Raw genomic sequence first — 14,546 nt, forward strand, 5'->3', positions numbered from 1 at the left:
TAAAAAAGGAATACATAAAAAGCACAGGCAGCAAGCCCATGCTTCATCAAATATCGTTTTTAAAATCCAATTGTCGAACAACCTCTATAAACTCTTTCACTACTGTCAGTTCTAAAGACTCCTCATGATAGAGCAGCCAGGTTTTCCTCACAATCGGTTTTCCTTCATCATCCTGCAAAGGGATAGAAAAAAGACCAGGATCCTCCTCAACGAGCACACTGGGCAGGATGCCGTATCCTAAACCATTTACTACCATTTCTTTGCATGTATCTGCTTTGTCCACTTCCATCCCGATCAACGGACCTTCAGAAAATGTTCGAGTCCACCAATTATCAATCAATGACTTTAACGTGTGGTCCGTGTCATATTGAATTCTGGGCAGGTACGGTAGATCTTGAGGGTCGATCTCTTCTTTAGAAACGATACAGACATTTTCTTCAAAAAGAAGCTGCTTAGCATCTCCCCACTGATAATCCCCCCTCACAATTCCAATATGAGCATTACGATGATACACCTGTTCAAAAGCTTCCCGGCTCCACCCGGTGGAAACTTTAAAATTCACCTTCGGGAACTGTTCACGAAACCGTTTTAACAGCCCCGGCAGCTTATGTCTCGTTATATAATTGGAAACCGCTAATCGGAGCGTCCCGCTAGCCTCCTCATCCATGTTTTGGACCGTCTCTTTTATCTTCCGAAGACGACCTAGCATTTCATCGGCACATGTGACTAGGAATTCCCCCTGCGGTGTAAACTGGACTCCTTTTGCACCTCTACTGATAATGGCCCGATCGTATTCCTTTTCAATTTGCTGGATCCGTTTCGTTAACGAAGGTTGGGAGATATATAATTGCTGAGCTGTTCTGGTAATATTCTTCTTTTCATATAAGACTTTTAATAGTTGCCAATCACGTTCATCCATCATTGTCTCCCCCAATGCTAGTCTATACCTGCTTTTCTACCAATATTATCATATAAAATAGAAACGTTTTTAACATTCATCCGTATAAATTAATAGAAACCTAACCACTAGAAGGGGGACCACGTATGACGTTAGCGCAAGAACTTACTCCATTGAAAGCTACATACCTGGATATTTATAACCAATTGAGAAAAAAGATGAAATGGACGGATAAAAAGATTGTGATGATGGTAGCGTCCGTCTATGTGACCAGTGATCGCGAATTTGCTATCGATCGTTATGTAAATCTTTCGGAAACTATTAAAAAAGAAGCCAACATGTTTTCCTATTTGAACTCCCCGCTTCGCTATTCTGTGGCCGCCATGCTGGATACACGGTTCGATGATCCATTCCGCGCCTTTTCTGACATGATGGAGGTTTATGACGCTATGATTCGAAGCGGTTTTAACCGTTCCCAGTATACCTACTTGGCTGCTGCTGCGTTCATGCAGGATCACACGGAGGGTGCTGACTTGGTGGAAAAAGTGGAACGGGCGGTTTCGATTCATCGGTTAATGAAAAAAGAACATCCATTTCTCACCTCCAACGATGATTATCCGCTGGCCGCATTGTTGACTCAACGGGAAGAAGAAATGGAAAAACTCATCGACCAGGTCGAGTATATCTACCGGGCACTCGATGAGAATGGGTTTTGGAAGGGGAATCACCTTCAATTCCTAAGCCATATGCTTGCCCTGGATGAGGAGCATACGCCAGACGAACTTGTAGAACGCACGATCCGCGCTTCTGAAGCATTAAAAAGGTCGGAAATCCGTTTTAAAAAGTTACTTTATCCGGAAGCCGGCTTGCTCGCATTCCTCGGAGATGAAATAAACGCTTTAAACGACGTCCTGGCATTCAAAGACGCCCTGGACCAGGAAGCATCCTTCCGCTGGCAAAAGGAAATGAATGTCAAGGTAGCGGTCAACATTCTAGTAAGCCATAAACTGCGAGAAGCCAACACCATCCAAACCGGATTATTTACCACTTTGGAAACTATTTTGCAAGCCCAGCAGGCTGCGACCCTGGCAGGGATAACAGCCACAACAGCCGCCTCTGCCTCCAACAGTGGCGGCCAGTAAAGCCTATATGGAGTTTTAATCATAAAACTCCATATAGGCTTTTTCTTGTTTATAATAATCCAATCGATCCTGTAACGTACCCGTATGTAATTCAAACTTATGACCATCAGGGTCTTCAAAATAAATCGATTGCTTGTCCCTTTTATCCCTGGGTCTGCCCGACAAAATAGAAACATCCAGATCATTTAGCTTCTGATACATTTTGTCCACATCACTTTCATCAATTGAAAAGGCAATATGGGTGTAGGACTGCTTTATTTCATTGCGAGGGATGCCTGTTTCTTCATTGAGTGCAAACCACATCCCATGGACATCAAAGTAGGCAGTACTTCGGCCTTTTACCAATAGCTTGGCATCAAAGACATTTTCATAAAACGCTATCGATTTTTCTAAATCAGAAACAGAAAACAAAAAGTGATTGAGCCCCTGTATCGACATATGCAACCTCCTAATCTACTTACTCTGACTTTTCCTGTATTCCTTCAGCTCCATCATTTCAAAGTCTATCTCCTCATCTATTTTGAGCGGCGTAATAAACTCTAACGAATTGCCATCCGGGTCATGAAAATATAAAGCAGCGTGCGTTTGCGGATTATTCGGGAGCACCAATGGCTGCTGTTCCGGCTCAAAACCGAAGGCATTCTTTACCTTGGCTCCTCTTTCTTCCAGCCAATCTTTCGCCTTCATCAAATCATCCAATTCCACTTGGAAGGCTATATGGCGGAGGGAAGGATGGTAAGGCGTTTCAACCTTATCGGATTCCCAAAGCCCTAGCCAACTCTTCCCCTTTTCAATCCAAAAGAATGTCACCGCATCTCCACGGTGAGCTAAATCCAACCCTAACTTACGATAAAATTCAATGGACTTTTCCATATTACTCACTGGCAAATGCGCTTCATACAAACCTTTAATCATATGGATACACTTCCTTTTCTCCTTATAGTTTAAATATACTCTACCATTAACCTGTCTATGGATATCACTTTAGTATTACTCACCTACAAACATCCCTCCAAATATGTCCGGTTATTTAACAGCTTTCCAAATCGTCCATCTATCCTTCTCAATTACGGTATTATCGTTGGAAAGTGATTCATCGACATGAGTAATTAATTTTTTCAATTCATTATCATTTAATTCATGTAAGATACTTCTTCCGGTTCTCTCGCTTAAATCTTCTAGTAATTGTTCTTTGTTAGAATACTCTCTTCTTGTTTCCCATAACTTAACTTCCTCAATTTCTCGAAAACCAACTTTCTTCAAAGTCTCCCATACGGTTTGGCTGGTATACCTGCGACGAACCTCTTTGTCGATTAATTTTGGAAATAATTCAAATAAATATCCCCTTATATGATTAACACTGCCTTCTAACAAACAATCATCAGGAGTACGGTCCTGGATAATATAAAACCCGCCGTTTTTTAATACACGATATGCTTCCTTAAAGCAATGATGTAAATCCTCGAGGTGATGTATTATTGCCCTTTCAAGTACTAAGTCGAAACAGTGGCTATTCAAACCAGTATCATAAGCATTCCCATACCTGAGCGATAGGTTTTTATAATCCTTACAGTTTTCCCTTGCCCCTTCAAGTATTTCTTCCGAAAAATCCACCCCAGTTACAGAATCTATCCCCATATCCGATAATGCTTTAGAGTAAATTCCTCCTCCGCAACCGATATCTAAAGCATTCGTAATCTGCTCGACAGATACAAATTCTGCTATTTTCTCTTTCCATGCGCTGTCTGCCGTACGAGTTGTGTAAGTAAAACGACTTTTCTCATTATGGAAATCAATCCCCATCATACATCCCTCTTTTCATTAAAGCTCTGATTTACTGCTTATCAAATTATTCTCATATAACCAACCGATTGCATCCTGAAGATCATTTGCTATGTAATCTAATGTTATATTCCTTAGTTTATCGGCATGGTTATTAAGGGATGAGTCTCCAGCGCCTGTCCTGACTAAAATTTTCATACAGCCAGCTTTTTCTGCAGCGACCATATCACTCCAACGATCTCCGATCACTATAGTGTTCGAAAGACTTAAATCGTAATTCTTCTGAGCTTCCATTAACATCCCCGTATTGGGTTTTCTACAGAAGCAGCCTTCCCTATGATCGTGTGGGCAGATATAAACATCATCAAAGCCAAAAGCTATTAATTCCCTTTTAAAGTCTTCCTCTTTAGCTAATCCTCTTGAAATACCAGGCTGATTTGTAAAAGAAAATGTCTTTATATTTCATCCATCCAGCGGAACAGGTGCCAATCAAATTGGTCTTAAATGAAGGAGCTTCTGCTGACCTTTTTCTCCATTTTTAGAACGGGGAAAGGCTTTAATTTTTGCGTGCTATACAAAACAACTCGGAAAAGTCATTAGTTATCTGCTTTTCAGGGTTGCTTGCTAAATCTTGCTTCATCCTGTACAACCCCTGCTCATATTCGCTGTCATCGATTAGTGTGAGCACAGATATATCACGGTTTTCAACGTGACCTAAATAGTCAGCTATTTCTATATTTTCCATTTGATAGTTACAATCAATCCGAACAGCAAAACCTCTTTCAGACAACTCACTAAATATGAGGTCGCGCCCCCAAAATCTTTTGTAATCTTCTCCTAATGCAGCTGGGAAGTAATGATAAACCCACCAATTTTTCATCCCATAACTATCTATATTATCCATTTTAAAAACTCCGCCTTTTTTTAATACCCGCTGGACCTCATCCAGAGCTTTTTCTTTTTCTGCAAAATGATGAAAGGCGTAATTATTAATAATGATATCAAAGGTTTCGTCTTCATAAGGCATGTTCTCCGCCCGTCCATGATCAAATGCTGCCTTTTCCACTTTTTCTTTTGCCTTATGGAGCATTTCCTGCGAAGCATCCAGGCCGTGCCAATGAATATTGGTTGCTTTGAAAAAGTCAACCTGGCGCTCGAGGTAAATCCCCGTGCCACACGCCAAGTCCAGGATTTTATAAGATAGCTTAGGGTTATTCTTTATGTATTTATCCAGATCGACATCCATCCTTACTTCCTCAAACCTGTATGGATTCTTATCATAAACATCGGCTACTTTAGAGTAATCAGTAGTTTTCATCGTAACCCTCTTTCTAAAAGATATTCTTTTCAAAGTGGGAGCGTCTGCTGTCATTCTGATAGATTTTATAACCATTACTAGAATAAAATGATAATGCGCTTTCCCAGTCTTTATTGGTTTCTAAGACAAGCCTGGTATAACCAATTGCCTTGGCATACCATTCAATAGACTGTAACATCAATCTCCCTACGCCCTGCCTTCTATAGTTTCTTTTTACCGACATACGTTCCACTCTTCCCAACTGACCACTTTCTCTCGTAATAGCCCCGGTTGCGACCAGCTCCTGGTTTACGATAGCAATTAAAAAGACACTTCCCTCTTTATTATAATGCGTCATAATAGCGTCGAGATCGGGATTCAGTGAATGATCAATGAACCCAAAATGTTCTAATAATCCATCTAGTACAAGTAGTTTGGCTTCTTCTTCAAATTTTGTGGTAATAGGAATAACTTGCAGCTGGCTGGGCCGGGGATCTTTTATACCTCTCATAATCTAACTCCTTTCACTGCGCTCGTAAATTGAAATATTTCTCAATAGATCTTCTATCTTTCATAACTGCTACCTTGTTCTTATGTATGGCATAGGTGTTAAAAAATTTATCCTTCCCTACCTGTTCAAAATATCGGTTCCATTTAAACATTTTATATAATATTTTTAAGGTTGGTTTGTAATTGGATCTCTCTAAACGAAATTTTTGTTTAAGGAATCTCTTAATGATTCGGTAAGTTCTTATGGAATAGTTGGTATCTAAAAAAATAATCACCTCTGCGCCATGAAAACAATTACTCACCCATTCTTCAAGATGAACGCCTTCCATAATCCAACTTTCCGATTGAATGATACTTTCCAGATAACTGTCTCTTTCTTCTTCCGTCCTTTTTTTGTCACCAGTCTTATCCCTCAACCAAACGACGTTATCTAATTCGTAGTGTGGGATAGCTAGCATGGAAGATAGTTCTTTTGCTAAAGTGGTTTTTCCACTCCCGACAGAGCCGATAATATGTATTTTTTTATTCAAAAATACCCCCTCCAATTGGTTTAGTAGAAGCTTCATTCTGACAATAAAGGTAGTGCCTTGAATGGTTCCAATTGATCAGACTCAATATTGATGGCAGCCAATCCATCTTCCGTGTATGTTTCATGCCACTCGCCTGGTTCCCACATAGCAAGCTGCCCCTTTTTTATAAGAACAGGATTCCGGTCTTCCCCTTTCACCCACCCCTCACCTTCTACCACCAGCAACATTTGGGAAACTGTCGCCTCATGTCCACCGATGACTCCATCCTTTGCGAGGTGCATATAGGCTATTTGCATCACCTCGACTTGTGCTTCCAATATCCTTGATATAGGGGTAATGGTAAAATGCTTGCTATGATAAGCGTCTACCTGCTTACCTACTTTTTTATCAAATCGAAATATTTTCATTTCCAGCCTCCTGTTTCTTTCACTCGAGGGCACTTGAAACTCTTTTTCCCTCTTATCAAGACCGCCCACTTCAAAATTTCGATCGCTCGCGGTCTTGATAAAGCCTCTTAAGACCGTCCCACAAAAACTCCTGCCTTCTAATAGTCTTTATCCTCGTTATTAAGACCATGAGCTTCGCATTCCTATTCTCTAACGGTCAATTAGAGCTATTTTCCAATCGTTGAATATTACATGCAGCGTGCCCAGGGGCCATTCATCTTCCTATTTATGCAAAAATTGGTCTGTTTTTTGCCAATAATGGAAAAGACCATCACCTCCTCCCCGCTTATAATCAATTCAAGAGGTGATTAGATGTACCAGAAGATATGGTTCAACAAAAATATACGATATTATCTGTTAGCGGGTGGGATTTCCCGGCTGGGTGACATCCTATCCGGGATGGCATTTTTGTTTTTAGCTTACGATATAACAGGATCTAACTTATATACTACCATTATGGCGATGGCAGAAACCCTGCCGTATCTTCTATTTGGATTGATTGGCGGTGTGATAGCTGACTGGCTGCCCAAGAAAAAATCACTAATCTATTTAGATTTAGCTCGCATCCCTTTAGTCCTGTCGATTGTAGTTTTGTATTACTTCGATGCATTAACTTATGTGTATTTATTAGTCATCAGCTTTCTTATCCAAAGTATCGGCTGTTTCTTCATCCCGACCCATCGCGCTGTCCTGCCTTCAATCACGAAGAATGAGGAAAGAACCAGTGCTAACAGTTTGAATGACACATTGACAAGAGGGGTGACTGTCCTAAGTCCCCTATTAACCGTATGGTTATTGAATTCCTTTGGAACAGTCCATTTGTTTACGATAGACGCTCTGACTTACGGGTTTAGCGCACTTTTTATAGCTCAGCTTAAATGGAAAGATACCACCGCTCCTTCCGAAAAGAAATCAATGAAAACTTTATATAAAGCAATCCTGGAATTTGCCTCCTGGGCAAAAGCGCATTCCACCATCAAACATTTATTTATCTTTACGTTTATTACTGTTTTCTTCAATACGTGGGTCTGGGAAGTAGGATTATTGCTCGCGTTAGCAGAACTGAGCGCGAAAAGCGAAGAGCTCTATAGCATCTTGCAAGGAGTTTTTGGTGGAGTTGTTATTTTAACGAATATTGCCCTGCCCTATTTCATAAAAAAAATGACGCTCCGCCACTACCTGATCGGAGCAAGCATATGGGGAGCAGGAATTTTCTATTATGGAGCAATCTATGACATAGCACACTTTTTTATTGGAAGTGCAATAGTAGGAATCGGGCTCCCGATCGCTGGCTTAGCTCGAGTCTATCTGCTTCAGACCCTTGTTCCTGAAGTTAGGAAGGGCATTCAGCACCAATGCCGTTCTATTATACTTTTCTAACACCATCTCTTTAGGGCTTTACGGTCTTTTAGTAACTTTTATATCCATACAAAAACTCATGCTTGGCAGTGGCTTGATTATTCTCCTGGTAAGTGCAGGAGCACTACTATTTCGAACCGTGAAAATGTCGAAATTCAGAAGGAGTCTTCCGATAAACTTTTTTAAATAAGCGATTATAAGAAGATACACTATTAAATCCATGCTGAAGCGCGATGGATAGAATCGAATGGTTTGTATGTAGAAGAGCATGTTGACTACGAAACAGGCGGTATAGTTGTAACCAGGAATATGGAGACAGACCGACTTCTTCTTTGAAAAGATGAGCAAGCTGGTACTTGTTCATCCTGGCAACTGCAGCCATTTCATCCAGCGTCCATTCTTCGCTATAGCTCTCTTTTAAAGCATCGATCACTATAGTTATATTGACCTGACTTTTAAAGCTAGGAAACTCCTCTTGATGAGAACCTGTGCCATATTGAATTATCATGATAGAAAGTTGAGTCAAACTGTTATCAAGGAAAAACTGATTGGTCGATGGATCTGAATCTTCATTTAAAGAAAGAAAGTCTCTTACAAAAGCCATCCACTTCCAAATCAGTGGATGACGATAAGAAATCAACGAAAATTCAGGTTCTCTTTCTCCTATTCCCAATTGTTCGGAAGCAGCTTGTAGCAAAGAAGGCTGCACCTCGATAAGGAATTTTTCCTTTGTAGCTAAAAGCTGTTTATGAGCATACATTGGGTTAAAGATAAAGAATGCATGCTTATCGATTGTGATGTCACCATGAGGCGTCTGGTACTCGCCCCTGCCAAACGGAGAAAATATCATTTTATAACACGGATCACTTCTCCAGTCCCGTTCACCTAAGTGGTCGATTCGCTTAAGCAGCAAACCATTTTCGTTTTCCAATATCATTCGTCAATCTCCTTGTATGAAACGTGCGTTCATTCATTTTTTCATAAAATTCACTCAATTATTGGAAATAACCAGATAAGCTATTTCCTGCACCGTTATCACAGCGATGCAGGACTCATACTGTCAATTCCAGAAAACTCGCTAATAAAAATCCTGACTGATGTTACTGTGGTGGCCGGTTTCGCCTGCTCACGCATACGCTATGCCGGAGTGGCAACATGGGGTTCTAAAGCCAGCCTCATTATGCGTAATCCTAATCGTTTTCCCAATTTACGACTGGCTTAACGCGCTGCACAGGTATCCCCAGTTCTTCTCCTGCTGCAATCAAAAACTCTTTTCGGAAATAAAAGCTTCTATGAAATACAATTTGATTATTCTCTACTTCCTGATACTGAATATCGTGAATCTCAGGTCCGTTTTCCCCGTCATAAAACACTACAATCACAGGACGGTCCCAAAGCATTCGTTCTTCTGCCCTGAATCCTGGCAAACCAAACTTCATGGAACCGGTTCGATTCTCGTCCGTGGAAAACTCCTGGAATCCAAGCGCAGCCTCATTATGAACACTATCACTATAGAGGGCTAAGACTCCCTCAACATTCCCTTCGTTAAGAGCTTTTAAATACTTTTGAATGACGGGATGGGTAGCTGTCCCATTGGCACTAGCTCGTTTGGACAATTCAATCGGTGTCTTTTGTAACTTTTCACGCATACGACGAACCACAGCATAAACTGCCCCTGGGGTCGTGCGCACCATACCAGCAACCTCCTTGGCTGTAAAAGAAAATACTTCACTCAGCAAAAACACTGCCGTCTGCCTCGGTTTAAACAAATCGACGAGATGCTGCAAGGCTTCCTCTACTTCCAGGTTATCGGATGGCTGCTCTTCGTCCGGAAGATGCTCTTCCTCAAGCGCGCCCACCTTCCGTTTTTCTCTCCGGCAATGATCGATCCAGGTCGTGGTAGCAACACGGTATAAATAGGATTTCGGATTCGTGGGATGCCACCTTTGATAAAAACTTCCGTATGCCTTAATCATGGTTTCCTGATAAAGGTCCTCGCCATCCCATGGTGATCCTGTCAAATAGCGGCAATACGCCCAGAGGCCTTCCCCATATCCCTCGATAATCTGGTTGAACTCAGCCTTTAATTCACGAGACTTTTCATTTAAAGATAACTCTTCCTGTAAACTCATCCAATCCTCCTCTGTTTGTTTCTCACTATGTATAACGAATAAACGGAACAAAATTATACGCACAGAAAAAATTTAATGCCGATTAAGAATGTCCCTTCCAGATTTATCAAAGTTAACGGTCCTTACCCAGCCTCTAAAGACCGTCCCACAAACTTATCTGCCTTCTAATAGTCATTAGACATCTGTTAAGGTCCACTAACCCTGCTTTTCTATCCTGTAATGGTTATTAAGACTGCCTCCCAATATATTCCACCATGCACAGCCGCCCCTAGCTTCAATCACAGATCAATACAAAATAATAGGCGCAATTCGTTCTCACTGAATTGCACCTGATGACTGCTTATCTGGCATTTATGTAATACACCAGATTATCGGTCCATTCATTATCTTCATAAATAAACCGCTTCCTTGTGCATTCATAAGTCAGTCCCGCACTCTCTGCCAGCCGGATCGAGGGGGCATTATCTACATTAATATGAGCTTCGATACGATTAAACTCCAGATGATGAAAGGCAATAGTCAGCCCTTCCTGGACCGCTTCTTTCCCGTAACCTTGCTTCCAGAATTGGTTATGAATCCGGTAACCCAGCATCCCCCACTGAAATTCATCCCTCATAATCGTCGAAAACTCCACACTGCCGATATACTTTTGATTGGACTTTCGAAAAACCCCGAACACATATGTCTCATCCTTTTCCGCTAACCATTTAAATCTGGCAACGACATCCTCGAACTTTTTTTGTGTCCAAGCGTTCACATCGATACCATCGCCATCATATTTATACTGGGAAGGAAGCCTGTTTCGAAATCCATCCAGCCACGCTTCGTAATCGTCATTCTGTAATGGTCGTAATATCAGCCGCTCCGTTTCGGACTGAACCTTCCGTTCTTGTGTTTGCAATGTGACATCTCCTCTGCATGAATAAGTTTTTCAAAATACAAGCTGCGTAGTTAGAATCATTTAATTTATATGCCATCAGACATCACACCTTCCAAAATGTAACTAAATTAATCATATCATAATCAGAAAATTCACAAATGCAAACTTTATTTAAATACTTATCTTTCACACCAATCAAATTAAAAATTTGAACAAGAAAAAGAGCCTGATGTTTTGTAAATCAGGCTCCAAACTGGTGTTTTATTTTTTTAATGTTTCATAGTGACGGACTACTTCTTTGGTGATCTCACTGTCTTCTTCCAGTTTACTTACTTCTTTCAGAACATAAGCAACCCCGTGCTCTTTGATCATTTGCTGGATATTCATGGCTTCTTCATCCTCGGGATGGTCAAACAGCAACGCTGCTGCGATGGCTTTAGCCAGGTTGGTAAAGGACAAACCTGCTTTTTGTGCCTGTGTGGCCGGACGAATTAAGCGATCTTCCGGCCCCAGCTTCCTCATTGGAGCGCGCGCTACTCTTGTCACATTATCATTGAGATAAGGGTTTTTGAAGCGTTCAATATTCTTGTTGATGTAGGTTAAATGATCATTTTCATCGAGACCATATTCATTGATCAGGTAGGCTCCGGTCTCTTTAAGGGTTTCCCTGACTTGACTGGCAACTTCTTCATCTGAGAGAGTCTCGTCGATTGTCTCTTTTCCTGCAAGATAACCAAGATAAGCAATGACCGCATGTCCTGTGTTGACCGTAAATAGTTTTCGTTCGATGAAAGGAGCAAGATCTTCTACAATCTTCATTCCTTTTACCGGGGGAATAGATTCTTTTGTTTCCACTACCCACTCATAATATGGTTCAACAAGAACATCTAATGAATCCTGATCCTGCATCGGCACAATACGGTCAACAGCTGAATTAAAGAAGTAGACTCTTCCTTCGATCTTTCCTTTCGTTTTATCGTCCAGATGATCGAATACATAATCTTTTAACAATGCTGTTGCTCCGATTTGGTTTTCACATGCAATTATATAGAGCTTTTCATCAGTTGTGTCTATTCGCTCAGAAATCCCGTTGGCAATCAACGTCGCTATCCTCGGCAAAATGTTCGGGCCTATCGCAGTCGTCAGGTAGGTTGCATTTTTAATCGCTTCTACCACTTCGTCTTCCTGACTGCTATTATTTAATCCAGAAACGTTTTCGACAGCTACGGTCTCTTGCTGTTCGGTCGCTAATTTAACCTGATAGCTTCGTTCTTCATTTAATTTATTGATGATTTCGTCGGCGATATCTACAAAGGTTACATGGTAACCAGACTGGGAAAAAAGCGCGCCAATAAAACCTCTGCCAATATTTCCTGCTCCAAAATGGACCGTTTGCTTCACCTTCATCATTCCTTTATCAAATTATTTTTCAGATAGACCAGAAATAAATCTTCCAGCTTTTTTCGAATCATCGCTTCATTAGAAGAGGAGAAAATCATCATGGCCACTTCACTTTCTATCAAGCTGGTACTGATGAGACTTAAGATTTCCTGTTCCCGGTTACTCAAGTTTTCAGGAGCCAGCATTAAAAGGAGGTTCTTCATATGCATCGGCTGGCCATCCATCCCCTTGATCTCACAAGGCTGCTCTAAGTGAGATACTCGGAAGATAAGCTCATGGATACCTTCATCACGACAATGAAAAAGACCCATATTCGTATTTGGGATACCAAGTCCGCCTTTCCTCTCTCTTTCTGCAAGCTGGCTCATGACATTGGGGGCATCGGTGAGAAGTCCTTCCTGTTCCGCCTGTTCCACCATTTCACCTAAAACCTCCCAATGATCACCATCTGTCTGCATCCGGTAGACACTCAGGTTGTTCAGGATGGCATCCATACTGGACTGAACGTCTTTTATATCCTGCAAGAGACTCTTTACATCCTGCTGATTTGTTTCTGTTTTAGGCGGGATATCCTGCTGGGCATCAGAGTTTAAATACTGATTTTTGCTTGTCAGCTTTTCCAGATTATTTTCCAGGTAACTCTGAATAAATCCAATGTCCTTCTCACTTAACAACGGACTAACAAGAATATAGTCTAGATTCGTAAAAGGGAGTCTGACAGTCGAAATTACAAGCTCATGTTCATCGAGATTTGCTGTTTGAAAATCTTTAATCGATAAAATCTCAACATCTGTAATCTCTGCCAGTTCTTTTTGAATACGGCTTGCCAGCATCTTAGAAGCACCGATCCCTGTAGGGCAGACGATTACTGCTTTAATTTTCACTTTTTCTTCCTGCATCAGCAACGCTGAACCAAAATGCAGGACGATAAAGGCAATTTCGTCATCGGGAAAATCAATATCCTTAAATTCCTTTTCCAGGGCTTTTTTAACCGCCATGAATAAGACTGGATATTTCCTTTTTATTTCTTCGGTCAATGGGTTAAATAATTCCAGTTGTTGTTTCAAGCGAAATATCGACGGCTCCATGTGTGCCAATAATCCTTGAAATAAAGAAAAGTCGTCGGATAAATCCACATGGAGCATCGAAGAAACATCCTTGATGACATCTTTAATCAACTTTCCAAGCAGTACACTGTCATAATATACGACCTCAGCAGCCTGCACTTTTGAACCTCTTAAAATAATCGTTAAAAAATGAACATCGCTAGTGGTGATCGGAATCGAAAGTTCTTCTTTAAGTTCCCTGCCTATCGTTTGAATTAATTGAAATTCGTCTGTATCCTCACTTGCTGCCTGATATTCTTCTGGCAGCAAAAAATCATTCTGGGTTCGCTGGATTGTCAAGCAAATATGAACAATAAGACCGATATAATCACTGTCAGCTAATCTTGTTTGCCCCTTATTGATTTTTTGGTTAACCAGCTTGTCTATCACTCTTAAATATACCGGAGAAAAATATCCCAGTATTTTTTCCTTCTTCTCCTCCTCTTCTTGTTCCAGTAAATACAAATTTTCAATTAACTCTTCGTAAAAATAGACTAAGAAATAGCTGGCAAGTGCATGGCGTTTATTCGATTCCTCTGCGATCAGCTTTACTCCCACGCCTCTTTTTCTTGTAAGTATAATCGAAAATTTTTTTAACCAGTCCGAAAGTTCATCCAGATAGGTGGATAATGTCGCACCACTTACACCAAGCTCGTTGGCGAGCACTTGCTTTTTTATTAAAGGACCTTCATGCAGCAAAGTAATAAGCAAACTCAGCTTTCTTTCTTCGGGTGTTTCATCGGTAGGATCGACACCGGTCAATGTCTGTATGAGCCTGAAAATCTGTTCGTTTTTACCACCGATAAAAAGACCATCATCCGCAGTACGATTCAATTCCAGGTCAAATTGCTGTAAGACCTTTTCAATTGATTTAAGGTCTCTTTGAATCGTTCTCACGCTCACATTCAGGAACGAAGAAAGAGAGTGAACTGTATGCTTCCCCGACGTTCTAACAATTAAATCAATGATTGATTTTTCCCTTGAGGTAATAAACATGCATCTCACTCATTTCATTTTTGATGTCCCTCTTCCAAGAGAAAAAAGCATGAAAAGCAACAGCAGA

At 40.9% G+C, this 14,546-nt stretch carries 16 protein-coding genes; 2 read left to right on the top strand and 14 right to left on the bottom strand.

Features of this window, described 5'->3' with window-relative positions:
- Nucleotides 1-46: 46 nt before the first annotated feature.
- Nucleotides 47-919 carry a LysR family transcriptional regulator gene (locus ACGTNI_RS00520; RefSeq protein ID WP_085507423.1) on the bottom strand — a complete coding sequence of 291 codons (873 nt, stop codon included), beginning with the start codon at nucleotides 917-919 and terminating at the stop codon, nucleotides 47-49.
- 125 nt (nucleotides 920-1,044) lie between these two features.
- Between ACGTNI_RS00520 and ACGTNI_RS00525 the strand changes: the two genes are divergently transcribed.
- Nucleotides 1,045-2,040: a DUF4003 family protein gene (locus ACGTNI_RS00525; protein WP_085507421.1), complete on the top strand. Its 996-nt coding sequence runs from the start codon at nucleotides 1,045-1,047 to the stop codon at nucleotides 2,038-2,040.
- Between the two features lie 15 nt (nucleotides 2,041-2,055).
- Here the strand turns inward: ACGTNI_RS00525 and fosM are convergent, their stop codons facing one another.
- The 8 genes from fosM to ACGTNI_RS00565 form a co-directional block, all read right to left on the bottom strand.
- Entirely contained in the window at nucleotides 2,056-2,478 is a 423-nt protein-coding gene (fosM, locus tag ACGTNI_RS00530) for a FosM family fosfomycin resistance protein (RefSeq protein ID WP_085507418.1), read from the bottom strand.
- A gap of 15 nt (nucleotides 2,479-2,493) precedes the next feature.
- Nucleotides 2,494-2,955, bottom strand: a complete 462-nt coding sequence (locus ACGTNI_RS00535) for a VOC family protein (RefSeq protein ID WP_085507416.1) — start codon at nucleotides 2,953-2,955, stop codon at nucleotides 2,494-2,496.
- A 111-nt stretch (nucleotides 2,956-3,066) separates the two neighbouring features.
- Nucleotides 3,067-3,843: a class I SAM-dependent methyltransferase gene (locus ACGTNI_RS00540; RefSeq protein ID WP_394459824.1), complete on the bottom strand. Its 777-nt coding sequence runs from the start codon at nucleotides 3,841-3,843 to the stop codon at nucleotides 3,067-3,069.
- An 18-nt stretch (nucleotides 3,844-3,861) separates the two neighbouring features.
- Complete coding sequence (locus tag ACGTNI_RS00545) at nucleotides 3,862-4,281, bottom strand: HAD-IIIA family hydrolase (RefSeq protein WP_394459826.1); 420 nt, start codon at nucleotides 4,279-4,281, stop codon at nucleotides 3,862-3,864.
- A 97-nt stretch (nucleotides 4,282-4,378) separates the two neighbouring features.
- Nucleotides 4,379-5,140, bottom strand: coding sequence for a class I SAM-dependent methyltransferase (locus tag ACGTNI_RS00550; protein ID WP_394459108.1), 762 nt, complete (start codon nucleotides 5,138-5,140; stop codon nucleotides 4,379-4,381).
- Nucleotides 5,141-5,153: 13 nt separating this feature from the next.
- Nucleotides 5,154-5,630, bottom strand: a complete 477-nt coding sequence (locus ACGTNI_RS00555; protein ID WP_394459110.1) for a GNAT family N-acetyltransferase — start codon at nucleotides 5,628-5,630, stop codon at nucleotides 5,154-5,156.
- A 13-nt stretch (nucleotides 5,631-5,643) separates the two neighbouring features.
- Entirely contained in the window at nucleotides 5,644-6,159 is a 516-nt protein-coding gene (locus tag ACGTNI_RS00560; RefSeq protein WP_394459112.1) for an AAA family ATPase, read from the bottom strand.
- Nucleotides 6,160-6,191: 32 nt separating this feature from the next.
- Entirely contained in the window at nucleotides 6,192-6,566 is a 375-nt protein-coding gene (locus ACGTNI_RS00565; RefSeq protein WP_394459114.1) for a cupin domain-containing protein, read from the bottom strand.
- A 351-nt stretch (nucleotides 6,567-6,917) separates the two neighbouring features.
- Between ACGTNI_RS00565 and ACGTNI_RS00570 the strand changes: the two genes are divergently transcribed.
- On the top strand, nucleotides 6,918-7,985 hold the full coding sequence (locus ACGTNI_RS00570) for an MFS transporter (RefSeq protein WP_394459116.1): 1,068 nt from the start codon (nucleotides 6,918-6,920) through the stop codon (nucleotides 7,983-7,985).
- Between the two features lie 106 nt (nucleotides 7,986-8,091).
- Here the strand turns inward: ACGTNI_RS00570 and ACGTNI_RS00575 are convergent, their stop codons facing one another.
- From ACGTNI_RS00575 to ACGTNI_RS00595, 5 genes are all read right to left on the bottom strand, one after another.
- The gene (locus ACGTNI_RS00575) at nucleotides 8,092-8,901 is read right to left on the bottom strand and encodes a helix-turn-helix transcriptional regulator (protein WP_394459118.1); all 810 of its coding nucleotides are present in this window, start codon (nucleotides 8,899-8,901) and stop codon (nucleotides 8,092-8,094) included.
- Nucleotides 8,902-9,154: 253 nt separating this feature from the next.
- Nucleotides 9,155-10,096: an RNA polymerase sigma factor gene (locus tag ACGTNI_RS00580; RefSeq protein WP_394459120.1), complete on the bottom strand. Its 942-nt coding sequence runs from the start codon at nucleotides 10,094-10,096 to the stop codon at nucleotides 9,155-9,157.
- A 340-nt stretch (nucleotides 10,097-10,436) separates the two neighbouring features.
- On the bottom strand, nucleotides 10,437-10,997 hold the full coding sequence (locus tag ACGTNI_RS00585; protein WP_394459122.1) for a GNAT family N-acetyltransferase: 561 nt from the start codon (nucleotides 10,995-10,997) through the stop codon (nucleotides 10,437-10,439).
- A 240-nt stretch (nucleotides 10,998-11,237) separates the two neighbouring features.
- Nucleotides 11,238-12,377, bottom strand: coding sequence for a mannitol-1-phosphate 5-dehydrogenase (locus ACGTNI_RS00590; protein ID WP_507232735.1), 1,140 nt, complete (start codon nucleotides 12,375-12,377; stop codon nucleotides 11,238-11,240).
- Nucleotides 12,378-12,382: 5 nt separating this feature from the next.
- Nucleotides 12,383-14,479: a BglG family transcription antiterminator gene (locus ACGTNI_RS00595; protein WP_394459126.1), complete on the bottom strand. Its 2,097-nt coding sequence runs from the start codon at nucleotides 14,477-14,479 to the stop codon at nucleotides 12,383-12,385.
- Nucleotides 14,480-14,546 lie beyond the last annotated feature (67 nt).

It is taken from the genome of Thalassobacillus sp. B23F22_16 (assembly GCF_043496955.1).
Lineage (GTDB): Bacteria > Bacillota > Bacilli > Bacillales > Halobacillaceae > Thalassobacillus > Thalassobacillus devorans_A.